This is a genomic window from Stenotrophomonas maltophilia group sp. LNF247 (assembly GCF_054083135.1).
Window position 1 is genome coordinate 96,605 of the sequence record NZ_JBSRQL010000011.1, and the last position, 23,269, is coordinate 119,873.

Annotated in this window: 20 protein-coding genes and 1 tRNA gene; 11 read left to right on the top strand and 10 right to left on the bottom strand. The window is 67.3% G+C overall.

All coding sequences use genetic code 11. The annotated features are described in order from the left end of the window. Positions 1-43: 43 nt before the first annotated feature. Complete coding sequence (locus ACTXG9_RS12635; protein WP_021204314.1) at positions 44-829, bottom strand: queuosine precursor transporter; 786 nt, start codon at positions 827-829, stop codon at positions 44-46. Then, a complete protein-coding gene (locus ACTXG9_RS12640) occupies positions 826-1,521 on the bottom strand; it encodes a DUF502 domain-containing protein (protein ID WP_005414135.1) in 696 nt (231 codons plus the stop codon). Before ACTXG9_RS12640 ends, ACTXG9_RS12635 begins: the two co-directional genes overlap by 4 nt. A 76-nt stretch (positions 1,522-1,597) precedes the next feature. Between ACTXG9_RS12640 and ACTXG9_RS12645 the strand changes: the two genes are divergently transcribed. Beyond that, complete coding sequence (locus ACTXG9_RS12645) at positions 1,598-2,914, top strand: hypothetical protein (protein WP_111099027.1); 1,317 nt, start codon at positions 1,598-1,600, stop codon at positions 2,912-2,914. 7 nt (positions 2,915-2,921) lie between these two features. On the opposite strand, the gene ACTXG9_RS12650 is transcribed toward ACTXG9_RS12645, so the two are convergent. The 4 genes from ACTXG9_RS12650 to trxA form a co-directional block, all read right to left on the bottom strand. Further along, positions 2,922-3,374: a DUF4442 domain-containing protein gene (locus tag ACTXG9_RS12650; RefSeq protein ID WP_019662120.1), complete on the bottom strand. Its 453-nt coding sequence runs from the start codon at positions 3,372-3,374 to the stop codon at positions 2,922-2,924. A 77-nt stretch (positions 3,375-3,451) separates the two neighbouring features. Then, positions 3,452-5,077, bottom strand: a complete 1,626-nt coding sequence (locus tag ACTXG9_RS12655; RefSeq protein ID WP_021204312.1) for a CHASE2 domain-containing protein — start codon at positions 5,075-5,077, stop codon at positions 3,452-3,454. Continuing rightward, positions 5,074-6,774 (bottom strand): FecR domain-containing protein, encoded by a 1,701-nt coding sequence (locus ACTXG9_RS12660; RefSeq protein ID WP_456115520.1) that lies wholly within the window; start codon positions 6,772-6,774, stop codon positions 5,074-5,076. The genes ACTXG9_RS12655 and ACTXG9_RS12660 overlap by 4 nt, the downstream gene beginning before the upstream one ends. 107 nt (positions 6,775-6,881) lie before the next feature. Then, the gene (trxA, locus tag ACTXG9_RS12665) at positions 6,882-7,739 is read right to left on the bottom strand and encodes a thioredoxin (RefSeq protein ID WP_019662117.1); all 858 of its coding nucleotides are present in this window, start codon (positions 7,737-7,739) and stop codon (positions 6,882-6,884) included. A gap of 124 nt (positions 7,740-7,863) precedes the next feature. On the opposite strand from trxA, the gene ACTXG9_RS12670 reads away from it, so the two are divergent. From ACTXG9_RS12670 to ACTXG9_RS12705, 8 genes are all read left to right on the top strand, one after another. Continuing rightward, a complete protein-coding gene (locus tag ACTXG9_RS12670; protein ID WP_019662116.1) occupies positions 7,864-8,466 on the top strand; it encodes a DUF998 domain-containing protein in 603 nt (200 codons plus the stop codon). 105 nt (positions 8,467-8,571) lie between these two features. Continuing rightward, the gene (gene leuS / locus ACTXG9_RS12675; protein WP_026347280.1) at positions 8,572-11,214 is read left to right on the top strand and encodes a leucine--tRNA ligase; all 2,643 of its coding nucleotides are present in this window, start codon (positions 8,572-8,574) and stop codon (positions 11,212-11,214) included. Between the two features lie 134 nt (positions 11,215-11,348). Beyond that, positions 11,349-11,933 (top strand): LPS-assembly lipoprotein LptE, encoded by a 585-nt coding sequence (locus tag ACTXG9_RS12680; RefSeq protein ID WP_019662114.1) that lies wholly within the window; start codon positions 11,349-11,351, stop codon positions 11,931-11,933. A gap of 9 nt (positions 11,934-11,942) precedes the next feature. After that, positions 11,943-12,980, top strand: a complete 1,038-nt coding sequence (gene holA, locus ACTXG9_RS12685; protein WP_019662113.1) for a DNA polymerase III subunit delta — start codon at positions 11,943-11,945, stop codon at positions 12,978-12,980. A 3-nt stretch (positions 12,981-12,983) separates the two neighbouring features. Further along, positions 12,984-13,649 (top strand): nicotinate-nucleotide adenylyltransferase, encoded by a 666-nt coding sequence (gene nadD / locus ACTXG9_RS12690; protein WP_019662112.1) that lies wholly within the window; start codon positions 12,984-12,986, stop codon positions 13,647-13,649. Between the two features lie 58 nt (positions 13,650-13,707). Further along, positions 13,708-14,118 (top strand): ribosome silencing factor, encoded by a 411-nt coding sequence (gene rsfS / locus ACTXG9_RS12695; protein ID WP_005410536.1) that lies wholly within the window; start codon positions 13,708-13,710, stop codon positions 14,116-14,118. 64 nt (positions 14,119-14,182) lie between these two features. Then, the gene (gene rlmH / locus ACTXG9_RS12700) at positions 14,183-14,653 is read left to right on the top strand and encodes a 23S rRNA (pseudouridine(1915)-N(3))-methyltransferase RlmH (RefSeq protein WP_019662111.1); all 471 of its coding nucleotides are present in this window, start codon (positions 14,183-14,185) and stop codon (positions 14,651-14,653) included. Positions 14,654-14,675: 22 nt separating this feature from the next. Beyond that, positions 14,676-14,752 (top strand) — tRNA-Asn (locus ACTXG9_RS12705). A gap of 99 nt (positions 14,753-14,851) precedes the next feature. On the opposite strand, the gene ACTXG9_RS12710 is transcribed toward ACTXG9_RS12705, so the two are convergent. From ACTXG9_RS12710 to ACTXG9_RS12725, 4 genes are all read right to left on the bottom strand, one after another. After that, positions 14,852-16,273: a basic amino acid/polyamine antiporter gene (locus tag ACTXG9_RS12710; RefSeq protein ID WP_058982163.1), complete on the bottom strand. Its 1,422-nt coding sequence runs from the start codon at positions 16,271-16,273 to the stop codon at positions 14,852-14,854. Between the two features lie 129 nt (positions 16,274-16,402). After that, positions 16,403-19,231, bottom strand: coding sequence for a TonB-dependent receptor (locus ACTXG9_RS12715; RefSeq protein ID WP_111099029.1), 2,829 nt, complete (start codon positions 19,229-19,231; stop codon positions 16,403-16,405). Positions 19,232-19,422: 191 nt separating this feature from the next. Then, positions 19,423-20,073: an energy transducer TonB gene (locus ACTXG9_RS12720; RefSeq protein ID WP_111099030.1), complete on the bottom strand. Its 651-nt coding sequence runs from the start codon at positions 20,071-20,073 to the stop codon at positions 19,423-19,425. A 217-nt stretch (positions 20,074-20,290) separates the two neighbouring features. Next, positions 20,291-21,028, bottom strand: coding sequence for an SIMPL domain-containing protein (locus tag ACTXG9_RS12725; protein ID WP_021204307.1), 738 nt, complete (start codon positions 21,026-21,028; stop codon positions 20,291-20,293). A 130-nt stretch (positions 21,029-21,158) separates the two neighbouring features. Between ACTXG9_RS12725 and ACTXG9_RS12730 the strand changes: the two genes are divergently transcribed. Both ACTXG9_RS12730 and rng read left to right on the top strand, forming a co-directional pair. After that, complete coding sequence (locus ACTXG9_RS12730) at positions 21,159-21,767, top strand: Maf family nucleotide pyrophosphatase (RefSeq protein ID WP_021204306.1); 609 nt, start codon at positions 21,159-21,161, stop codon at positions 21,765-21,767. Continuing rightward, positions 21,760-23,247 (top strand): ribonuclease G, encoded by a 1,488-nt coding sequence (gene rng, locus ACTXG9_RS12735; protein ID WP_019662105.1) that lies wholly within the window; start codon positions 21,760-21,762, stop codon positions 23,245-23,247. The genes ACTXG9_RS12730 and rng overlap by 8 nt, the downstream gene beginning before the upstream one ends. Positions 23,248-23,269: the final 22 nt, after the last annotated feature.

The following is a 23,269-nucleotide window of genomic DNA, read 5'->3' on the forward strand; positions in this document are numbered from 1 at the left end:
ACGGCCAGCGTGAAGGCGCAGTCAGCTTTTTGCCGCTGGGGCTTCAGTCAGCCGCAGCCGCGGCGCGCAGGGCGGCGGCCCTGTCGGCGCCCAGGTAGCGGGTGATCGCGCGCCGCATCAGGTACAGCAACGGGATCAATGCGATCGCAAAGCCCATCTTGTAGATGTAGTTGACGCTGCTGACGGCCAGGAACAGCGACGTCGGCCAGTGCTGCGGGCCGAGCACGAAGGCGATCCAGATCACCACGAAGCTGTCCACCACCTGGGAGATCGCGGTGGATCCGGTCGCACGCAGCCACACGTGGCGCTCGCCGGTGGCCTGGCGGATGCGATGGAACACGGCCACGTCGATCAGCTGGCCGAGCAGGAAGGCCACCAGCGAACCGGCGATGGTCCACATGCCCTGGCCGAACACCGCGGCGAATGCCGCCTGGTAGTCCGGCACGCCGTGGCCGTCCATCGAGGTGACCCACCAGCTGGCCGGAGCCAGCGAGATCGCTGCGAAGGCGAACAGGAAGCCATAGGCGATCAGCACCACGGCCAACCACGAGATGAAGCGCACGCCGCGCTTGCCGAAAAACTCGTTGATCGTGTCCGTCATGATGAACACCACCGGCCACAGCAGGGTACCCGCGGTGAAGCTGAGCGAGCCGGTCTGGCCAAACAGGTTCCAGTTCAGCGGATCGATGCCCAGAGTGTCTTCCAGCGCGAAGATCTTCACCCCGATCAGCTCGGCCAGCACCGCGTTGCCGCAGAAGAACGCGGCCAGCACGATGAACAGCAGGACCGCGCGGTCCTGCAGCGGGCGCTCGATCGGCGCCGGTGTCATTCGGTGCGTTCGCCAGTGCGTTCGCCGGCGCGGGTGAACGGCACGCTGGATGGTGCCACGGCACCGCCGGAGATGATGAAGCTCATGGCCTGATCGACGGTCCAGTCGGTCGGGGTCAGCAGTTCCACCGGCACGATTTCCAGATAGCCCGAGGTCGGGTTCGGCGTGGTCGGTACATACACCGCGGCCAGCTCACGGTCGGTGCCGTGTTCCTTGATCACGCGGGTTACCAGGCCGACCGATTTCATGTCGCGATGCGGGAAGTCGATCAGCACCACGCGCTGGGTGCTGCCCGGTTCGGTCTGCAGCATGTCCAGCAGCTTCTTGGCGCTGTCGTAGATGATGCTGGCCAACGGAATACGCTTGATGACCGCGCCGACCCAGCGCAGCAGGCGCTGGCCGAGCACGCGGCGGCTGGCCACGCCCACCGCCAGGATCACCAGCAGGGTGGCCAGCAGGGCGATGGTGTCCTGGATCCACTCGGCGCGGACCCAGCCCAGATAGTGCGGGAAGCTGGTTGCGATCTGTTCGGACAGCGGCACCACCAGCGGGCTGGAAATACCCGACAGCAGCACGAACACGAACTTGACCACGACCCAGGTCAGCCAGATCGGCAGCAGGGTCAGCAGGCCGGTCAGGAACAGGCGCTGCAGGGAGGGGCGGGGGACCAGGGCGGGGGCTTCGAGCGACATGCGCGCATTGTAGCGGTCACGGCCGGTCGATTACGCTGGGGAATCGACTGCGGCAACGGCACATGGAAGGGAAGCTGTGTTGAAGATTCTGCGCGGACTGGGCTGGACCCTGGCAGGCCTGCTGGTGCTGGCCATCGTGGTGTGGTGCGCCTCGCGCATGTGGCCGGTGCCCGAATCGCGCCTGCAGGCGCAGCAGCGACTGGAAGCACGCCTGCCGGTGAGCGGCCGCAATGGATATGCACTGTTGTGGACGCTGCCGTTCGACGATCTGGATGCCCAGCAGCGCGAGCAGGCGCTGGCCGAGGATGTACGGCGCTGGGAAGCCGATGCACATGGCGGAAGCAGCGGCCGGACACACCTGGTAGCCAACCATGCCGAGCTGCACTCGCGGCCCGGGGCCAGTTGCGGGCCGGCCGCCAGCGGCTGTCTCGCCCAGGTCCGCGCGGACCCGCAACGCTTCGTGGAGGCCCACGCCGGGCACCAGCAGTTGCATGCGCGGCTGGATCAGCTGGCCGACGCCGACTACTTCGCGTCGCCGTTCCCGCCGAAGGGCGAGGGCATTCTGGTCCCGTTGCCGGCCTATGGCGTAGTGATGGACGCCACCAGTGCACGCGCGCTGGCCTATGTGCAGGGTGACATTGACGGTGCCCTGCGTGGTGCCTGCCGTGGCCTGCAGCTGGGCCGGCGGCTGGTGCCCGGCAGCAGTTATCTGGTCGAGAGCATCATCGGTGCCAGCCTGGTGCAGGCCAATGCCCAGCTGCTGGCCGACATGCTGGTTGAACTGCCTGCCGACCACCCCCTGCCGGCCGAGTGCGAACAGGCCATGCAGCCGTTGCGGGCCGAGGAACAGAGCCTGTGCCGTGCTATGCAGGGCGAGTACGCGATGAGCCGGGCGGCGATCGAGTCCTCGGCCCGGGAATTTGGTGGCGTCCTGGTGCTTGACCGGCGCAGCACGTTGGCGCGCGTGGCCGGCAATCTTGGCTGGGCCTGTGGCGCAGCCGCCACGGCCGCGCTGGAGGCCGATCGGCCGCTGCCGTTACAAGCGCCGCCGCAGCGGGATTTCGGTTGCCTGTCCAATGTGATGGGGTGCGTGCTGACCGAGATTGCCGCGCCCGTCTATCCTGCGTATTCGTCACGGCCACAGGATGCCGCGGCGATGGTGCGGCTGCTGGGGGCGCAGCGTTGGCTGCGGCAGCAGACGGACGATCCGGTGCACGCCCTGCAGCGGCTGCCGGCGCAGTTCCGCTCGCCGGTGCGGTCGCCGCAGCTGTCCGCCGATGGCCACCATCTGCAGGTGCCGCGGCGCTCTCCAGCGCGCAGCGCTGATGAGAACCCGTGGCTGACGGTACCGCTGCAGGCGGAGCCAGCTTCGGCTGCGTTGGCGCGCGATTGAGGCGCGCTCAGCGTGCGTGTGGCTTCAACCGCAGGTAGACCTGCTTGCGCACCTGGGCGACCACTTCGCCGCTCTCATCGACCACGTCGTTGCTGAACCAGCGCAGCACCTTCTCACCACTGGCTGCTTCCGTGCGCAGTTCATCCAGCAGCGCGTCGTCGATGCGGAATGACGTGCGTACGGTGCCGCGGCCGGGCTTGAGGAAGTCGATGGCGCCTGCTCGGTCCCACACGTAGTAGTCGCGCCCGAGGATGTGCAGCAGGCCCAGCATCCAGAATGGATCGGTCATCGCGAACAGGCTGCCGCCAAAGTGCGTGCCGACGTAGTTGCGGTTCCATGGCCGCAGGCGCAGCTCGACATCTATCTGCCGGTAGTCCGGCGTGATGCGGGTGACATGGATGCCGGTGAACAGGAACGGTGGCCAGAGATTGATACCGAAGCGGAACAGGTGGGCGTTCATGCGGGTGCGGGGACGCAGGGCGAGGCGCCCAGTCTAGCCATTCGCATGCGTATGTTGCACCCCGGCGGCGGCGAGGGTCACGCCTTGTCGTCGATCACATACCCGTCGCGGCCGTTGGCCTTGGCCTGGTACAACGCGGCGTCGGCGCCTTCGACGAAATGATGCGGTTGCAGCGTGCCGTCAGGCACGCGGGTGAACACGCCGATGGTGAGGGTGACGGCACCGTCGCTGCCATCACCGGGGGCCGGCAGTGCACGCACGCAGGCGATCAGGTCCTCGATGACCTGGCGTGCGCCTTCGGCCGGGGTATCCGGCAGCACCAGTGCGAACTCATCGCCACCGTAGCGCGCGGCCATGTCGCGTGGGCGCCGAGCATGCGCACCGATCAGCCGTGCAACATCGCGCAGCACGCGGTCGCCGACCTGATGCCCGTGGCGGTCGTTGTGGCGCTTGAAATGGTCGACGTCGATCAGTGCCAGGCTCAAGGACCTGCCACTGCGGCGCGCGGCATCGCATTCCTGCTGCAGTGACTGCTCGAAACGCAGGCGATTGCCGAGGCCGGTCAGCGCATCACGGTTGGCCTGGCGGTGCCAGGCCGAGATCCGCCAGATCGCCCAGGACAGCAACACCAGCAGGATGCCCAGCATTGCGCTTGCCGGTGCCCACCACAGGTCACCGGCACGCAACAGCAACCAGCTCAGCAGCGGTGGAAGCGGCAGCGAGCACAGTGCGGCAAGCCATGGCAGGCGCAGGCCGAGCAGGAGCACGCACAACGCGGCCAGCACGCCGCTGATGGCGTGCTGCCAGAGGCGTGGCAGCAGATCGATCTGCTTGTGCTGCAGCAGCATCGACGCGATGTTGGCCTGGTATTCGCTGCCGCTCATCCAGTACTCGCGGGTGGTCGGGGTCAACAGCCGCGGTGCGATGCCGCTGGCCGTCATGCCCACCACGATGCGGCGGCCATGCAGCATCGCCGTGTCCACGTGACCATCAAGTACGTCGGCATAGGACACCTGCGGCAGGCGCTCGGGCGGCCCCGCATAGCGCACGCGCACGTAGTCGTCGCGTCGCCACTGATAGGGCGAACCGATCTGCGGATCGGGATCGGGCAGGCCGTGCACCGTGCCCGGCGGCAGGTCGGCCAGCGCCAGGCCCAACGCCGGCCAATGGGCCTGGCCGATGCCCGCATGCAGATACACACCGCGCGCGACGCCATCGCCGTCCACTTCCACATCGGTATGGCCGATTGCCGCAGCACTGCTCGCGATCTGCGGAATCGGCAGCATTTCCTCGGCCATGCGGTCGCCGGCGGCCGGCGCCGCCAGCACTGGCAGCACCACCCGGCCACTGCGGCGGATCGCTGTGGCCAGTTCATCGTCCTGCTGGCTGTCGCGTCGATCCGGCTCAGACAGCATCAGGTCCAGTGCGATGCGCTCGGCACCGGCGTCGGTCAGCCGGTCCAGCAGGCGCGCATGGACCGAACGGGGCCAGGGCCATTGGCCGATGCGCTGCAGGCTGCCCTCGTCGATGGCCACGATCAGCACGCTGGGGTCGGGGCGGTACTCCCAATTCCCAACCATGGCGTCATAGGCGGCTTCGTCCTGGCGCCACAGCCACTGGCCGTGGCTGGCGATCACCGTCAGCACGCCGGCCAGCAGTGCCAGCAGAATCCGCTTCGACCACGGCAGCGGCGAGCGCCTCATAACAACAGCAACAGCAGCAGGGCGCCGCCACCAGCGCCGTAGCACAGACGGCAAGGCAGCTTGATCTGCTGGGCCGGCGAGTACTCGCCCGCATGCCCGTCGTCGTCGATGTACTGCACGCGCACATGCAGGGTGCCGCTCCACGGCTGCTTGAAGCTGACCTGCGGCTCGCTTACGGTCCGGTCGACCAGGGGTGCCCGGAAGTCGCCTCGACGGTCCACCTGCACCCGGTACCGCTGGCCTTCGCTGCCGGCCTGCCAGCGGAGGGTCAGTTCGCCACGCGTGGCCTCAGGCGGCTGCAGGGCCGGGTCGACCGGTTCATTGCTCAGTTGCAAGGGCAGGGCCTGGCCATAGCGGCCCTGGTGGCCGTTGCCATCGCGCGAGGCCACCCGCCAGAAGTACTGGCCGGGCGGCAGCGGCTGCGCCAGGCGCAGGTCGGTGCCCGGGGTGCTTTGTTCCTGCAGCGGTTGCTCGAAGTTCGGCTCGGCGGCAATCTGCAGCACGCTGCTGCGCGCACCGGGCGCCTGGCTCCAACGGAAGCGCGGTCGGTCGCTGTTGATGGTCTGCCCGTGCAGCGGGGCCACCGTCAGTGGCGGCGGGGGCTGGTCGCCGAGTTCGAAATCGGCGCTGGCGTCGAGGCCTTCCACACCTTGCGCATCCACGGCGCGCAACAGGATACGCAACTGGCCGGGGGGCAGGTCGCCGATCGCCAGCCGGGTATCGGTGGTGGTGGCGGCAAACAGCAGGATTTCCGGCGTTGCCGACAGCACCACTTCAACGCGGTAGCGGGCGGCGCCGTCGACGGGGTCCCAGGCGAGGAGGGCCGGCAAGGGCGCCAGGCGCATGCCGTCGCTGCGCAGCTGCGGTGCTGGAAGAAGCGCGGAGACAGCATCCGGCGCCGTATCGGCGCTGCTGCTGAGGCTGGCCTGTCCAGGCTGGACCAGGCGCTTGCCGTGGATGTTGCCGACCTGCACCTTGCCCTGCAGCACTTCGGTGGCAGCCACGTGGCCGGCGTCACCGGCGCTGACCCGGAATACGGTACCGCGTACGCTGCTGGTCGCCGTAGGTGCATCGATGATGTAGCGCGAGGCGGGGCCACGGGCAGGCGTCACCCGGTTGCTGGCGCGGCCCTGCTGGAGGCGCACGCGGGTATCGACCATGCCGGTGTGGCCGTAACGGCTGAGCTGGTCCAGGCGCAGCCGGGAATGCTCGCGCAGCTGCAGGCGGGAAGCGTCGGCGAATTCAAGCGTGACGCTGGAGTCGCCCTCGGTCTGCACCGTGTCACCGATGCGAAGCTGTTCCCCGGCCAGTAGCGCGCGCGTGGCGCTGCCATCGGCGCCGGACAGTTCGACCTTGCCCCTTACCGACAGCACGCGGGCGGGGGCTGGTTCGATGCGCAGCCAGCTGATCGGGAAGCGCAGCAGCTGCCCCGGCGGCAGCTGGTAGGGGTTGTCGATGCGGTTGTGCTGTTGCAGCTGCTGCCAGCGTACCGAGGGCTTGAGATACAGGCCACCCAGGTCCCACAGGGTATCGCCGGGACGGACCCGATAGTTCCAGTCCTGGGCCGCGGCAATGGCCGGCAGGAAGAGAAGAGCGCAGAGCAGCGCGCCCTGGAAGCGCATGGCGAACGACAGCGAGCGGACGAAGGTCACAGTTTGCAATCCCGGCAATGCGGGGGCGCAGCTGCAAGACCCCATGGCCCCGACCTCATCCCCCCGAACGGATCGTGGCGGCCGCACGGCCGCCATCCAGTGCATTATTGCCCGCGTTCAGTGCAGGGATTCTGAACGAGGACGGCTCCCGTTCAGAACAGCAGCGAGGCCATCCGGCGACGGTACTGGCCGACCAGGTCCTCGTCGGAGATCACATTGAAGGCGTCGATCAGGGCCTTGCGCGGCAGCCCTTCCTCGAACGTGCGGTCGATCCGCAGCATTTCCAGGAACTGGGCCAACGCAGCTTCGTCATGGCCCCCGAGCAACAGTTGCACGCCGCGCAGATGGCGGGCCTTGAGGTCCTTGCCATCGGCGGCGATGCGGGCGTCCAGCACTTCAGCGGCCGGGGCATCCTTCAGCGCGGCGGCGAAGGCCAGGCGGGCGCGGGCACGCACGGCGCGGTCGTCGGTGGCCAGATTGGCGGGCAGGCCGTCGATCAGGGTGCCGGCTTCGTCCACGCCACCGATCTGCAGCAGGGCCAGGGCCAGGTCGAGCTTCAGTTCGTCCTTGTCCGGCTCGGCGGCGATCTGGGCACGCAGCACATCGACCTGCGCCTGCGGGTCCAGCGGGGCGTCATCTTCGGGCGCGGCGTCGCCGACATCGGCCGGCACGATGCCGTGCTGGGCCAGGAACTCACGCAGCTGGCCTTCCGGAATCGCGCCCGGGAAGCCGTCCACCAGCTGGCCGCCCTTGACCAGGAACACGGTCGGCACCGAGCGGATCTGGAAGGCCGCTGCGATCTGCTGTTCCTTGTCGACATCGACCTTGGCCAGTTCGAAGGCGCCGTTGTACTCGGCGGCCAGTTTTTCCAGCATTGGGCCCAGGGTCTTGCACGGCCCGCACCAGGTGGCCCAGAAGTCGACCAGCACCGGCGTCTGCAGCGACTTCTGCAGGACTTCGGCCTCGAAGGTCGCAGTGGTGGCGTCGAATACGTAGGTCGTCTCGGTCATGGGGGAGGCATCGTTTGGCGTCTGGAGTCCGATTCTATGGTGACGATCGATGCCGGTCTCAACCCGGGTTGTGGTAAATGCCTGACAATGCAGTCTTCCTCTCGCCGTACTTTCCGGAGTCTGCATGTCGTCCCTGTCACCGTTGCTGCGCCTGCCTGGCCTGGTCGCCGCGCTGCTGTTTGTACTGGCGGTGATCGGTTTCGGCGCCGGCCTGGACGGCTACGCACAAGCCCGTCATCCGGTGGCACTGCTGGGCGCGCAGGGGGTGCCGCATGCGCTGGCCTTCAATCTGCTGGGCTTCGTGCTGCCGGGCCTGCTGGCGGCGATCGTGGCCGAGTGCCTGCGCCGCGGGCTGCCGGCAACCGCCGGCTGGGCGCCACGGGTGGGCAGCCAGATGCTGCTGCTGGCCGGGTTGGCCTTCGCCGCGATGGGGTTGCTGCCGCTGGATGTGGATGACCTGCACGGGCCGGCCAGCCAACTGCATGCCAGCGCCTGGATGATCTGGGTGCTGGGTTTTGTCGCCGGAACCCTGCTGCTGGCCGTATCCGGTCTGCGCCAGGTGCATGGCCGCGCGCTGGGCGTACTGGCGCTGGGCTGCGGCATGCTGGCCGCGCTGGCCGCGTTTGCCCTGCAGGGCGTACTGCCGGCGCCGCTGGCACAACGGCTGGCGTTTGCGTGCTGGGCAGTCTGGCTGGGGGCGGCCCTGCCGCTGTCGCGCCCACGCTGAGACGCCTCCCGGGGCGTCGCGGCGCCTGCCTCCGGCGGGCAGGATTGGAGACGTTTGCCGCACTGCGGTACGCTGTACCGCTTTGCCGCCGCATCCGCGTGTTCCATGACCAGCGCTGAAACCAACGCCTACGACCCGCAGCAGGTTGAATCCGCCGCCCAGCAATACTGGGACGCTACCCGTGCCTTCGAGGTCGACGAGACTTCGGACAAGCCGAAGTACTACTGCCTGTCGATGCTTCCGTACCCGTCCGGTGCGCTGCACATGGGCCACGTGCGCAATTACACGATTGGCGACGTGATCAGCCGCTACAAGCGCATGACCGGCCACAACGTGCTGCAGCCGATGGGCTGGGACGCGTTCGGCCTGCCGGCGGAAAACGCCGCGATCAAGAACAAGACCGCGCCGGCGGCGTGGACCTACAAGAACATCGACCACATGCGCAGCCAGCTGAAGTCGCTGGGCTACGCCATCGACTGGTCGCGCGAGTTCGCCACCTGCCGCCCGGACTATTACGTCCACGAGCAGCGCATGTTCACCCGCCTGATGCGCAAGGGCCTGGCCTATCGCCGCAATGCGGTGGTGAACTGGGACCCGGTCGACCAGACCGTGCTGGCCAACGAGCAGGTCATCGACGGCCGCGGCTGGCGCTCGGGTGCCCTGGTCGAGAAGCGCGAGATCCCGCAGTGGTTCCTGCGCATCACCGACTATGCCCAGGAGCTGCTGGATGGCCTGGACGAGCTGGACGGCTGGCCGGAATCGGTCAAGACCATGCAGCGTAACTGGATCGGCCGTTCCGAAGGCCTGGAGATCCAGTTCGACGTGCGCGATGTCGACGGCAGCGCGCTGGACCCGCTGCGTGTGTTCACCACCCGCCCGGACACGGTGATGGGCGTGACCTTCGTGTCGATTGCCGCCGAACACCCGCTGGCGCTGCACGCGGCGAAGAACAATCCGGAACTGGCCGCGCTGCTGGTCGACCTGAAGCAGGGGGGGGTGTCCGAAGCCGAGCTGGAAACCCAGGAAAAGCGCGGCATGGATACCGGCCTGCGCGCGCTGCACCCGGTGACCGGCGAGCCGGTCCCGGTGTGGGTCGCCAACTTCGTGCTGATGGGCTACGGCACCGGCGCGGTGATGGCGGTGCCGGGCCATGACCAGCGCGACAATGAAGTGGCCAACAAGTACGGGCTGCCGATCAAGCAGGTCATCGCGCTGAAGGATCCGCGCACCGACGAAGAGCGCACCTGGGACGGCAGCCGTTGGCAGGACTGGTACAGCGACAAGAGCCGTGCCTTCGAGCTGGTCAACTCGGCCGAATTCGACGGCCTGGACTTCCAGGGCGCGTTCGAAGCGCTGGCCGAACGCTTCGAGCGCAAGGCCCAGGGCCAGCGCCGCGTCAACTACCGCCTGCGCGACTGGGGCGTGAGCCGCCAGCGCTACTGGGGCTGCCCGATTCCGGTGATCTACTGCGCCAAGTGCGGCGCGGTGCCGGTGCCGGAAGAACAACTGCCGGTGGTGCTGCCGGAGGACGTGGCGTTCTCGGGTACCGGTTCGCCGATCAAGACCGACCCGGAATGGCGCAAGACCACCTGCCCGGACTGCGGCGGTGCGGCCGAGCGCGAGACCGATACCTTCGACACCTTCATGGAATCGAGCTGGTATTACGCCCGCTACACCTCGCCGGGTGCCCGTGACGCTGTCGACAAGCGCGGCAACTACTGGCTGCCGGTGGACCAGTACATCGGTGGCATCGAGCACGCGATCCTGCACCTGATGTATTTCCGCTTCTACCACAAGCTGCTGCGCGACGCGCGGATGGTGGACAGCAACGAACCGGCGCGCAACCTGCTGTGCCAGGGCATGGTGATCGCCGAAACCTATTACCGCCCGAACCCGGACGGCTCGAAGGACTGGATCAATCCGGCCGATGTGGAAGTGCAGCGCGACGAGCGCGGCCGCATCACCGGCGCCACCCTGATCGCCGACGGCCAGCCGGTGGTGGTCGGTGGCACCGAGAAGATGTCCAAGTCGAAGAACAACGGCGTGGACCCGCAGGCGATGGTCGGCAAGTACGGCGCCGACACCGTGCGCCTGTTCTCGATGTTCGCCGCGCCGCCGGAGCAGTCGCTGGAGTGGAACGAGGCCGGCGTGGACGGGATGGCCCGCTTCCTGCGCCGCCTCTGGGCCCAGGTGCAGAAGCATGCCGCCGACGGCGCCGCCCCGGCGCTGGATGTTGCAGCACTGGACGCCAACCAGAAGGCGCTGCGCCGCAAGACCCACGAAACCATCGGCAAGGTCGGTGACGACTACGGCCGCCGCCACAGCTTCAACACCGCGATCGCTGCGGTGATGGAGTTGATGAACGCACTGGCCAAGTTCGAGGACGGCAGTGAGCAGGGCCGTGCGGTGCGCCAGGAAGCGTTGCAGGCCATCGTGCTGCTGCTGAACCCGATCACCCCGCATGCCAGCCACGCCCTGTGGCAGGTGCTGGGTCACGCGGAGACGCTGCTGGAAGACCAACCGTTCCCGCAGGCCGATGCCAGTGCGCTGGTGCGCGACGCGCTGACCCTGGCGGTGCAGGTCAACGGCAAGCTGCGTGGCACCATCGACGTGGCGGCCGACGCCGCGCGCGAGCAGGTGGAGGCACTGGCGCTGGCCGAGCCCAACGCGGCCAAGTTCCTGGAAGGCCTGACGGTGCGCAAGATCATCATCGTGCCGGGCAAGATCGTGAACATCGTCGCCGCCTGATGTATCCGCACCGGCGCCCGCGAGGTGGCCGGTGCCATTCCGGTGCAGGGCCAGGCGTCTGATGGCCCTGCATTCACGCGGCTTCGGGCAGGCTGTGTGTTGCCGTGATCGCCCGGCTCCGCCAGACTGTCTCCATGACCCGAATCCTGCTTGCCCTCGTTCTTGTCCTCGGCCTTGCCGGCTGCGGCTTCCATCTGCGCAACAAGCTGATGCTGCCCACCGACACCGCCCCGGTGAAGGTGGTATCCACCGCCCCGTACAGTGAACTGGTCAAGCTGCTCAACCGCAGCCTGCTGGCTTCCGGTGCCAGGCTGGCTGATGAGGACAGCAACGAACCCAGTACCCAGTTGCAGGTGCTGTCCGAGCGCTGGGGCGACCTGCCGATCGCCATCGACTCGCAGGGCCGCGCCCAGGAGTACAGCCTGCGCTATGCGGTGATCTTCATCTTCCGTCGCGAGGATGGCAGCGAACTGGTGCCGCAGCAGGTGATCGAGCTCTCGCGTGACTACGTGTCGCCACCGACCGACGCCACCGGTACCACCACCGAACGCGAGATCCTGGCCAACGAGCTGCGCCGGGAAATGTCCGCCTCGATCATCCGCCGCATCGACAGCGTGGTGCGTGCCGAGCTCGAGAAGGGCGGCAGCCTGTCGGCGCCGAAAGCCAAGCCGATTGAAGGCGCGGTACCGGCCGAGCCGGTCCCCGCAGCCAAGCACTGAGCCGCGGCCATGGAACTGCGTCCGGAGCAGCTGGCCAGCCAGGGCGCTGATACCGCGCTGGCGCCGGTCTACCTGATTGCCGGCCCGGAAACCCTGCGTGTGCTGGAGGCAGCTGACGCCATCCGCGCACGCGCACGCGCCGCCGGCATTGGCGAACGTGAAGTGTTCGACGCCGATGGCCGTGATTTCGACTGGAACCAGCTCGACGCCAGCTTCAACGCGCCCAGCCTGTTCAGTGCCCGCCGCCTGGTTGAGGTGCGCCTGCCCAGCGGCAAGCCTGGCAAGGACGGGGCCGAAGTGATCAGCCAGTTCTGTGCCAACCCGGCGCCGGACGTGGTGCTGATGATCACCGCAAGTGAATGGAGCAAGGCCCACCAGGGCAAGTGGGCCGAAGCGATCAACCGCATCGGCGTGCTGTCGGTGGCCTGGGCGGTCAAGCCGCATGAATTGCCGGACTGGATCGAGCGCCGCCTGCGTGGCAAGGGACTGCGTGCCGATCCTGCCGCCGTGCAGCGCCTGGCCGAGCGGGTGGAAGGCAATCTGCTGGCTGCTGCCCAGGAAATCGACAAGCTGGCGTTGCTGGCCGATGGCCAGCCGCTGGACGTGGAGCGCATGGAGTCGCTGGTGGCCGATGCCGCCCGCTATGACGTGTTCCGGCTGGTGGAAGCGGCCTTTTCCGGCCAACCGCCGGCGGTGCTGCGCATGCTGGCCGGACTGCGCGGCGAGGGCGAGGCGGTGGCTGCGCTGATGCCGATGGTGATCCGCGAGCTGCTGGCGGGCGCTGGCCTGGCCCGGGTGCAGGCCCGTGGCGGCAACCTGGCGGCTGAAATGAAATCGCGCGGTATCTGGGAATCGCGGCAGGCCCCGTACAAGCGCGCGCTGCAGCGGCATCCGGAAAGCAAGCGTTGGGAACGCTTCGTGGCCGAAGCCGGGCTGGTTGACCGCATCGCCAAGGGCCGCGCCGAGGGTGATGCCTGGCTGGCGCTGGAGCGCCTGCTGGTGGTGGTGGCCGAACCGCGTGCCGTGCGCCTGTTGGCGCGGGCCTGAGCAATGAGCCTGCGGATCTATTACGGGGGCACCTTCGATCCGGTGCACCTGGGGCACCTGGCGATCGCGCGTGCGGCCCGTGATGAACTGCAGGTCGCCGTGCGCCTGCTGCCGGCCGCCGATCCGCCGCACCGCGCGGTGCCCGGTGCCACCGCTGAGCAGCGCTGCACGATGTTGTCGCTGGCCATCGGCGACGAGCCGGGGCTGTTGTTGGACCGCCGCGAACTGGATCGTGCCGCCCGCTGCCCCGGTCGTCCGTCGTACACCGTCGACACCCTGCGCGAGCTGCGTGGCGAGCTGGGCCCGAGCCGGCCGCTGGCCTGGCTGGTGGGCGCCGACAGCCTGCTGGGCCTGTCCGGCTGGCACGAATGGGAGGCCCTGTTCGACCTGGCCCACTTCGTGGTGGCCGAACGGCCGGGCAGTCCGTTGCAGGCGTCGATCGATGGCGAGCTGGGGCGTGCCCTGCAAGGGCGCTGGGCCGACAATGAGCAGGCCCTGTTCGCCAGCCCGGCCGGGCGCGTCCTGCGCCTGCACCACCCGCTGCGCGAGGAATCAGCCAGCGCCGTGCGCTCGCAGATTGCCGCTGGCGGCCCCTGGCGCGCACTGCTGCCACCGGCCGTGGCCGACTATGTCGCTGCACACGGGCTGTACCGCCCGGCCACGGCGTGAATGGCGCGGCCGCGCCATCCCCGTATAATCGCCCCCACGTTTATCGAGTCGATCCACTTTGAGCAACCAGACCCAGCCCCAGACCATCAAGGTCGATCTTCCCAGCCCGCCGCCGTCCGTGCCGGAACTGCTGGCCAGCGTCCGCCAAGCCACCGAAGACCTGAAGGCCAAGGACCTGGTCGAGATCGACGTGCGCGGCCGGTCCAGCGTTGCCGATTACATGATCGTCGTTTCGGGCACCTCGACCCGCCACGTCAAGTCGATTGCCGATGAAGTCGTGCGCTTCGCCAAGAACCTGGACGTGATGCCACTGGGCGTGGAAGGCGAGCGCGAGGCCGAGTGGGTGCTGGTCGACCTGGGCGACGTGATCGTCCACGTGATGCTGCCGCGCGTGCGTGAGTTCTACGCCCTCGAGCGCCTGTGGACCGTCGGCGACCAGCCGCCGTCCAGCGACGACGAAGTGGCCTGAGCCACACGATGATGCATCCCTTCGACGGCGCCGATGGCGCCGTCGACGTTTTGGAGGACCGCTGATGAAAGCCCGCCTGATCGCCACCGGTGAACGCGCCCCCAGCTGGGTCGCGCAGGGCTTCGCCGAGTACCAGAAGCGGCTGTCGCACTGGCTGCCGTTCGAGCTGGTCGAAATCGAGCCTGGCCTGCGCGGCAAGGGCCGCGATCCGCGCCGCGCCACGGAGGATGAAGGCAGGCGGGTAATCGCTGCGCTGCCGAAGAACGCTTATGTGGTGGCGCTGGATGTGCCGGGCCGCCAGCTCAGCTCCGAACAGCTGGCACAACGCCTGGAGCATTGGCGCGGGCAGGGCAGGGACCTGGCGTTCCTGATCGGTGGCCCGGAAGGGCATTCGCCGGAAGTATCCGCGTTGGCCGATGAGAAGTGGTCGATTGGACCATTGACGCTGCCGCACATGCTGGTGCGGCTGGTGGTGGCCGAGCAGCTGTATCGGGCTGCCGCAATGATCGCCAATCACCCCTACCATCGCGCGTGAAGAATGGTTATACTAGTCGTCTGCCCGAATAGCTCAGCCGGTTAGAGCACTTGACTGTTAATCAGGGGGTCGTTGGTTCGAGTCCAACTTCGGGCGCCACCTTGAGAAACCTGCATCGCAAGATGCAGGTTTTTTTTTCGTGTTGTAGAACCGAGGCCATGCTCGGCTGCATCCTCGAAGCCGGGCATGGGCTCGGCGCTACAGCGTAATCAGGCCCTTCCAGAACGCGACCAGCGTGGCGATCGCCACCGCCAGGATCGCGCCGAACAGCACCCATTCCCAACGCGTGAATACCAGCTCGCCGCGCTGGCGCCGGGCCAGTGCGAACAGCACCACGCCGGGCACGTACAGCAACACCGACAACAGCAGGTTGTCGAGGCCGCCGGCATACACCAGCCACAGCGCGTACGCACTGGCCAGCAGCGCAACCGCGAAATCACGCCAGCGCACACTGGGCTCATCGGCGTAGGCCTGCCCGCGCCAGGCCAGCTGCACGCCGAATGCCGTGGACAGGAAGTAGGGCACCAGGCTCATCGACGCAGCGAGCAGCACCAGCCCGGTGTAGCTGCCCGAACTGACCAGCACCAGCAGCAGGAACAACTGGATCAGGCCATTGCTCAACCACAGTGCATTGGCCGGCACACCACGCGCGTTCTCGCGGCCGAGGAAGGCGGGCATGGTGCCGTCGCCCGCAGCGGCATAGAGCACTTCGGCGCACAGCAGCACCCAGGCCAGCAATGCACCGAGGACGGAGATGATCGAACCGATGATGATTACCGTCGCGCCCCATTCGCCGACGATGGCGCGCAGCACATAGGCCATCGACGGATTGGGCAGCCCGGCCAGTTCGGCCTGCGACAGCACGCCCATCGACAGCAGGCTGACCAGCACCAGCAGCAGCCAGACCCCCAGGAAACCGATCACCGTGGCGCGGCCAACGTCGGCGCGGCGCGCCGCACGCCGTGAATAGATGCTGGCGCCCTCGATGCCGATGAATACCCACACGGTCACCAGCATCATGCCGCGCAGCTGCTGGCCGAGATCGCCGAGCGCGGGCGTGCCAAGGAAATCGGCACGGAACACCTCCATGCGGAACGCACCTGCTGCCAGGATCAGGAACAGCGTGATCGGCAGCAGCTTGGCCACCGTCACCAGGCCATTGACAATGGCCGCCGTACGCAGGCCACGCAGCACCAGCAGGTGCACGGTCCACAGCAGCACTGACGACGCCGCCACGGCGGCAGGCGTGTTGCCTTCGCCGAACACTGGCAGGAAATGGCCGAGGCCGCTGAAGATCAGCACGAAGAAGCTGGCATTGCCAAGCACCGAGGCGACCCAGTAGCCCCAGGCCGCAGAGAACCCGATGTAGTTGCCGAAGCCCTCACGCGCGTATGCGTAGATGCCGGTATCAAGATCCGGCCGGCGGTTGGCCAGGGCCTGGAACACGAAGGCCAGCATCAGCATGCCGGCGCCACTGACCGCCCAGCCGATCAGCGCGGCGGCCGGCCCGGCGCTGCGCGCCACGTTCTGCGGCAATGAGAAGATGCCGGCGCCTACCATCGAGCCAACTACCAGTGCAGTCAACGCGGGCAGGCCCAGGCGTTGCGATGTCGTGGCCATGGTGATCCCCTGCGGCGGTAGTGCCGCTTGCACACGGTAGCCACGTGCCCGTGAACGTGCATGCAAGGCGTGCAACGACGAAGGCCCGGGCTGCTGCCCGGGCCTCCGAAGTTGATGCGTTGAACGGTATTACTTGAAGGTGTACTTGGCGCCGACGGTGAAGTAGCGACCGATGGCGCCGCTGAAGTGCAGCGGGTTGTAGTTCACGCCACCGTAGGTGGTCGGATCGAGCGGAGCAATGCGATCGAACACGTTCTGCACCGAGGCGTTCAGTTCGAAGGCTTCGGTGATGTTCCAGCGGCCGGACAGATCGAAGGTGGTGAACGAGGAGATCTTGGTGACGTCGGTACCGTCGGCGTAGGAGAACTGGTACGAACCGTCCGGACCACGGAAATCCTTGTTGTCCATCTTGGAGATGTAGTTGGCGACGCCGCTCACGCTCCACGGCCCCTGACGCCAGGTGGTACCGAAGTTGATCCGATCCTTTGGCGTACCGATGCAGTTGGTCACGTCGCAGTTGCCGTGGGTGCCTGCATAGTCGAAGGTCTCGTCGGAGTCGGTGCGCTCGTACTTCAGCACATGGCTCCACTGCAGGTCCATTTCCAGCTGGCCCGGGCCGATATCGAAGGTCTGGCGGATATCGGTATCGATACCGCGCACGCGCGTGGATGCCGCATTGATGTACGCGGTGTTGACCGCCAGGATGCTGCCGGTGCCAGCGATGCCGTTGATCAGGTCGATGTCACGCAGCACGTTGCCGGCGGCGATGGCATCGGCCGTGGAGCCTTGGGCGATTTCGTTGGTGCGCTTGATCTGCCAGGCATCCACGGTCATCGAAGTGGTGGAGGTCGGCTGCAGCACGATGCCCACCGAGTAGCTCTTGGACTCTTCCGGCTTCAGGTCCTTGTTGGGGCGGGTGATGATCGCGACCGGGCGCGAGCTGCAGTTGGTGCCGACATCGGCCGGCGGGCTGACGGCGCAGCGCACCGGATCGCGGGCGTTGGAGAAGGCGGCCAGGCCACCATCGCCGTTCTCGGCCGGGTTGGGGGCGCGGAAGCCTTCGGCGTAGCTGGCACGCAGGGCGATCCAGTCGGCTGGGGTCCACTTGATGCCCAGCTTCGGCGTGGCCTTGCCTTCGCCGCTTTCGTACTTGTCGTAACGCAGCGCGCCGGAAAGTTCCAGTTGCTCCAGCACCGGTGCCGACAGTTCGACGTAGCCGGCGTAGACATTCTGCGTACCGTCATAGGCCGAATAGCCCAGGCCAATGATGTCACCCTGGTCGGTGTAAGTCTGCGGGGTCAGGCTGTTGCTGGTCTTGCGCCACTCGGTACCGATTGCCAGGCCCAGCGGACCACCTTTCAGGTCCATCAGGCTGCGCGACACGGTGAAGTCGAACATGTCCAGGCTGGACTTGGCGCGTGCGCTGATGGTCGGCGAGATGTAGTCGTACAGCGCCTGCGAGTTGAGGTTGGCATTGTCGCCAATACGCCACACGCCGCCGGCACAGTTCGGGTTGCCCAGCGCGCACTGTACAGCGCTGTAGCGCAGGAACCCGGTGCGCTTGTTCACCAGATCGGTACCGGAGTGCAGGTAGGCGGTGTCGTAGCTCCAGTCACCCCAGTTGCCCTTGACGCCGACCAGGAAGCGGTTGAACTCATTGGTGTTGTTGGTCACGCGCGGGCCGACATCCCAGGCCGAGTAGCGCAGGCGCGAGGCCTGGCCCTGGATCGGATTGTCGGGATGGGTCGGCGACAGCACCACGGCGCCCGGGCCGCTGCTGGCATTGCGCGGGCCAAGGGGATAGCCCCAGCTGCCGGAGACGCCGGACGGTGTGTTGCTGAAGATCGTTTCCTTCTTCGAGTAGCCGATCTCGGTGTAGACCTCGCCGCCTTCGCCGAAGGCGAAGCTGGCGCGGCCGAACACGTTGACGTACTTCTCTTCAGGCGTGAGATCACGGAACTGCTGCGCCGGATCCCACAGGCAGCCCTGGGCCGCCACCGACGCGTCGGTCTGGCCCGGGATGGTGGTCAGGCCTTGGCAGCCGGGCAGTGGCACGAGCCTTGCGGGATTGGTCGCTGTGACATTGCGGTCGTCATACACCGAGCCATTCGGACCGACGCCTCCGCTGGTGCGGCCATTGAGGTAGGCGCCGCCGAGGAACTGGGCATTGTTGCCATAGCCCCAAGGACGGATGTCGCCGGTGCCGATCCACTTGCGGTTCTTGCGATCGCTGATCTTGATCGCGTCGGTCTTGCCGACGTCCAGGCTGAAGAAGGCATTCCAGCCGTCAGTGGCCAGGTCGCCGGTGCCGGCGGTCAGGGTCGCCTTTTTCGCGTCGCCATCGCTGTCACCGGACAGGCCATAGGAGCCACGCAGGATGGCGCCCTGGAAGTCGCTGCGCAGGATGATGTTGACCACGCCGGCGATGGCATCGGAGCCATAGATTGCCGAGGCGCCGTCCTTGAGCACTTCCACGCGCTCGACGGCATCGAGCGGAATGGTGCTCAGGTCGGTGAAGACCTTCTGGCCGTCGTCGGCCAGGCCGTAGGTGGCCATGCGGCGGCCGTTCAACAGGACCAGGGTCGAGCCCGCGCCCAGGCCGCGCAGCGAAATGCCGGCGCCACCACCGGCAAAGCCGTTGCCGAAGGTCTTGGGGATGGAGCCGGAGCCATCAGCGGTCAGGGTCTGCAGGTATTCGGCAACCGTGGTCTTGCCGGTGCGGTCGATTTCCTGGCGGGTTACTACCTGCACCGGCGACGGCGTTTCAGTGTTGGTGCGCGGAATGTTCGAACCGGTGACCGTGATGCGGTCCAGGTTGGTGGCCTTATCCTGCGCGAAGGCGGAGGTGGAAGCCGCGGCGCCAACCAGCAACAGGGTGCTGCCGGTAAGGATATGGGTGATGGACGATGCCAGAGTGCTGCGGCGGCGGCTGGCGGGCCGTTGGATCAGGTGTTTCACAGCTTCTCTCCTAACTGGAAAACCGTAGCGTTGAGGGCTGTCTCCGGAAGATTCCGGGACGGATCAATCTAGGTTTCCGGTAGGTGACGAAGTCGTGAATTTTTGCTTAATCGGTAACGGTTGATCCGGTTCCGTCCGTTGGCACGTGCAGGGAAGCGCCGGCCCGGCAGGTGGCCGGGCCGGCGATCACTTCACTCCGGCAGCGAGAACTGCACCGGCACCATGCCGATGGCCGGTACCGCCACGCCATCACGCTGGGCCGGCTCGAAGCGCCAGTGCCGGAGCACCTGCAGGCGCGCGGCCTGGTCCAGGCTGCGCGAACCGCTGCTGCGCTCGATGCTGACCCCCGTCGGCTGCCCGCGGGTGTCCACCTCTACCCGCAACAGCACAGTGCCCTGTTCGCGGTTGCGCAATGCCGCCAGCGGATAGGCCGGCGGCGGGGCGCTGCGGTACTGCAGCTGGGCGCCGGCCAGTGGTGCGGAGGCATCGATGCTCGGTGCAAGCTGGGGCGGGGCCGGTTCGGCGGCCGGCAGCGCGATGCCCTGGGCTTCTTCCACGGTTGCGGTAGGAGCTGGAAGCGGCGGCGCGGCCGGCTGCGTCTGTGGCTTCGGTACGACCCGGGCGACCTCCCTGGGCGGTTCCAGCACCGGGGGCGGCGGCGTTGGCGGGATCTTCTCGATCAGCCTGACCGTGGTCTTTTCACGCGGGGCCTGCACGGCCTGGTAGGTCGCAGGGATGAGCAGCAACAGGAAGGCCAGCAGGTGCAGGGCGATCGCCGCGCTCCAGGCGGCAACGCGGGCGGGGTCGAAGTGCAGGGATGCAACGGGATACGTACGAACCATGGTCCACCTCCATGCCAGTGACGAAGTCCTCAACGCACCAGGGCCCGTGGCGGGGTTGCCGCACGCGGCTGGCAGTGCATCAGTAGCGCGCCCGGGCGACCACTGCATAGAGGCAGGGGCACCCGTGTTGGGCTGGCCTTCAGCCACTGCCGTCGGAATGCACGAAAAAAGGGCGGGTCCCCTGGGGAACCCGCCTCTGTCGGCAATGACCAACGGCTCAGCGACCCAGTTCGAACACCACGTCCAGGTTGACCGATACGGTGGATTCACCCGGCGCGACCGGGGTGGCCTTGTCCATCGCCGCACCGGCCGCCATGGTGCGCATCATCGGCATCGGGCGGAAACCGCCATTGCTGTTCTCGGAGATGCTGACGATGCGGCGCACCTGCAGGCCCAGTGACTTGGCATAGGTCTGGGCGCGGGCCTGGGCCTTCTTCAGCGCAGCCAGGCGGGCTTCGTCATACACTGGTTCCGGCTGGTCGATCTCGAAGCTCGGGCCGTTGATCTGGTTGGCGCCCTGCGCGGCCAGCGCGTCCAGCACCTTGCCGAGCTTGGCGATGTCGCGCACCTTGAGGCTGACCGTGTTGCTGGCCTGGTAACCGGTGATCTTCGGCGCTTCGTTGTCGGCGTAGCGGTACTGCGGGTTGAGGCTGACGCCGCTGGTCTGCACGTCGCGCTCGGCGATGCCGGCGGCCTTGATCGCGGCCAGCACCTTGTCCATCTGCTGGGCGTTCTGGCGCATGGCGCTGTTGCCATCGGCAGCCTGGCTCACCACGCCGGCCGACAGCGTGGCCACGTCAGGCACGCGGGTGGCCTCGGCATTGGCCGAGATGTTCAGCAGCGTGCCCTCGGCCGGTGCGGCGATCGATGGCGAGGACGGAGCGGCATGGGCGGTCATCGAGGTTCCAAGGGCGAGGGACAGGGCGAGCAGCAGCGGGGTGGCAGTCAGGCGCATGGGATCTCCTTGTTGTGCCGTTGAGGGTGGTGTCGTAGCGATGAACGCGTTGTGAGTCCGTTCGGGGTTGAACGCGTTCCGGGACGGGTTGCCGACGATTCAGGTGGCGGCCTCAGGTTATGCTGTGCCGATGCTCTACCTAGCTTCCCGCTCCCCCCGACGCAACCAGCTGCTGGCCCGACTCGGACGCCCCTTCCAGGCATTGGATCTGGAGGTCGTCGAGCAGCGTGCGCCCGCTGAAAGCGCCGAACAGTACGTCTGCCGGGTCGCCGCCGACAAGGCGCGCGCCGGCCTGGCCCGGGTGCTGGCCAATGACCCGCAGGCGCGGGTGCTTGGTTCGGACACCGAGGTGGTGCTGCATGGCGAGGTGTTTGGAAAGCCCGCCGACGCTGCCGATGCCCGGGGGATGCTGGCGCGTCTTGCCGGGCGTACCCACCAGGTGATGACGGCCGTAGTGGTGGTCGGCGCGGACGGGCTGGACAGCGAACTGGTCATTTCCGAAGTGACCTTCGCCCCGATCGACGCTGCCGACATCGCCGCCTATGTCGCCACCGGCGAACCGCTGGACAAAGCCGGTGCCTACGCCATCCAGGGCGGGGCCGAGCGCTGGATCGAGCACCTGTCCGGCAGCTACTCCGGCGTCATGGGGCTGCCGTTGCTGCACACCGATCGTTTGCTGGCGCGCTGCGGCGTGCCGGCCCCCACCGCCGATGCCGCCAGGGAGGCTGCAGATGTCTGAGGAAATCCTGGTCAACGTGACCCCGCGCGAGACCCGGGTCGCGGTGATCGAAAATGGCATGCTGCAGGAACTGCACATCGAGCGTGGCTGGCGCCGGGGTGTGGTCGGCAACATCTACAAGGGCAAGGTGCAGCGGGTCATGCCCGGCATGCAGGCCGCCTTCGTCGAAGTCGGGCTGGAGCGCGCCGCGTTCCTGCACGCCAATGACGTGGTGCGGCCGGCGCCGGTGGCCAGTGCCGATACCGAGAACACCACCCTGCCGCCGCCGGCCAGCGTGCCGATTGTCGAGCTGCTGCGTGACGGCCAGGACATCGTCGTGCAGGTGGTGAAGGACCCGATCGGCACCAAGGGCGCACGCCTGACCACGCAGATCAGCATTCCCTCGCGCTACATGGTGCTGCTGCCGCAGTCCAAGGTGGTGGGCGTGTCGGCGCGCATCGAGGACGAAGCCGAGCGCGCCCGACTGAAGGCGCTGGTGACCGAGCTGTCGGCGCAGCACGGCGGCTACGGCTACATCGTGCGCACCAACGCCGAAGGCCAGCCGGCCGAGGCCATCGCCGAGGACATCGCTTACCTGTCGCGCGTGTGGAACGTGGTCGAGCGTCGTGGCCGCGAAGCGCCCTCGTGCAGCATCATCTATGAAGACCTGAGCCTGCCGCTGCGTTCGGTGCGCGACCTGATCCGCAAGGATGTGGACAAGGTGAAGGTGGACTCGAAGGAGACCTTCGGCCAGCTGCAGGCCTTCGTCGCCAAGTACATGCCGGTGCTGGCCGAGAAGCTGGAGCTGTATTCCGGCGATCGCCCGATCTTCGACATGTTCGGGGTGGAGGACGAGATCGGCCGCGCGCTGGACAAGCAGGTGCCGTTGAAATCCGGTGGCTACCTGGTCATCGACCAGACCGAGGCGATGACCACCATCGACGTCAATACCGGTTCGTTCCTCGGCCAGCGCAACCTGGAAGAAACGGTGTTCCGCACCAACCTGGAGGCTGCGCAGGCGGTGGCGCGGCAGCTGCGGCTGCGCAACCTGGGCGGCATCATCATCATCGACTTCATCGACATGGATGATGCCGAGCACCGCCGCCAGGTGCTGCGCACGCTGGAAAAGGCGCTTGCGCGCGACCATGCCAAGACAACAGTCTATGACTTCTCGCCGCTGGGCCTGGTGGAGATGACCCGCAAGCGCACGGTGGAAAGCCTGGAGCGCCAGCTGTCGGAAACCTGCCCGCAGTGCAGCGGCCGCGGCAGCATCAAGACCACCGAGACGGTGACCTACGAGATCTTCCGCGAGATCACCCGCGCGGTGCGCCAGTTCGACGCCGCGCGCCTGCTGGTGATCGCCTCGACCAAGGTGGTCGCGCGCATCACCGACGAGGAATCGGCGGCGGTGGCCGAGCTGGAGGAATTCCTCGGCAAGAGCATCCGCTTCCAGGCGGACGAGCAATACCTGCAGGAGCAGTTCGATGTCGTTCTGCTCTGATCCTCGCCGGCTGCAGGCCGGC

What these genes read in the sequence shown, in the direction of transcription:
- ACTXG9_RS12730 (WP_021204306.1), top strand. Translation starts at nt 21,159, where the DNA reads ATGCTCTACCTAGCTTCCCGCTCCCCCCGACGCAACCAGCTGCTGGCC.
- ACTXG9_RS12720 (WP_111099030.1), bottom strand. Translation starts at nt 20,073, where the DNA reads ATGGTTCGTACGTATCCCGTTGCATCCCTGCACTTCGACCCCGCCCGC.
- ACTXG9_RS12640 (WP_005414135.1), bottom strand. Translation starts at nt 1,521, where the DNA reads ATGTCGCTCGAAGCCCCCGCCCTGGTCCCCCGCCCCTCCCTGCAGCGC.
- ACTXG9_RS12680 (WP_019662114.1), top strand. Translation starts at nt 11,349, where the DNA reads ATGACCCGAATCCTGCTTGCCCTCGTTCTTGTCCTCGGCCTTGCCGGC.
- ACTXG9_RS12660 (WP_456115520.1), bottom strand. Translation starts at nt 6,774, where the DNA reads ATGGGGTCTTGCAGCTGCGCCCCCGCATTGCCGGGATTGCAAACTGTG.
- ACTXG9_RS12670 (WP_019662116.1), top strand. Translation starts at nt 7,864, where the DNA reads ATGTCGTCCCTGTCACCGTTGCTGCGCCTGCCTGGCCTGGTCGCCGCG.
- leuS (WP_026347280.1), top strand. Translation starts at nt 8,572, where the DNA reads ATGACCAGCGCTGAAACCAACGCCTACGACCCGCAGCAGGTTGAATCC.
- ACTXG9_RS12710 (WP_058982163.1), bottom strand. Translation starts at nt 16,273, where the DNA reads ATGGCCACGACATCGCAACGCCTGGGCCTGCCCGCGTTGACTGCACTG.
- nadD (WP_019662112.1), top strand. Translation starts at nt 12,984, where the DNA reads ATGAGCCTGCGGATCTATTACGGGGGCACCTTCGATCCGGTGCACCTG.
- rng (WP_019662105.1), top strand. Translation starts at nt 21,760, where the DNA reads ATGTCTGAGGAAATCCTGGTCAACGTGACCCCGCGCGAGACCCGGGTC.
- ACTXG9_RS12655 (WP_021204312.1), bottom strand. Translation starts at nt 5,077, where the DNA reads ATGAGGCGCTCGCCGCTGCCGTGGTCGAAGCGGATTCTGCTGGCACTG.
- holA (WP_019662113.1), top strand. Translation starts at nt 11,943, where the DNA reads ATGGAACTGCGTCCGGAGCAGCTGGCCAGCCAGGGCGCTGATACCGCG.
- ACTXG9_RS12725 (WP_021204307.1), bottom strand. Translation starts at nt 21,028, where the DNA reads ATGCGCCTGACTGCCACCCCGCTGCTGCTCGCCCTGTCCCTCGCCCTT.
- ACTXG9_RS12635 (WP_021204314.1), bottom strand. Translation starts at nt 829, where the DNA reads ATGACACCGGCGCCGATCGAGCGCCCGCTGCAGGACCGCGCGGTCCTG.
- trxA (WP_019662117.1), bottom strand. Translation starts at nt 7,739, where the DNA reads ATGACCGAGACGACCTACGTATTCGACGCCACCACTGCGACCTTCGAG.
- rlmH (WP_019662111.1), top strand. Translation starts at nt 14,183, where the DNA reads ATGAAAGCCCGCCTGATCGCCACCGGTGAACGCGCCCCCAGCTGGGTC.
- ACTXG9_RS12650 (WP_019662120.1), bottom strand. Translation starts at nt 3,374, where the DNA reads ATGAACGCCCACCTGTTCCGCTTCGGTATCAATCTCTGGCCACCGTTC.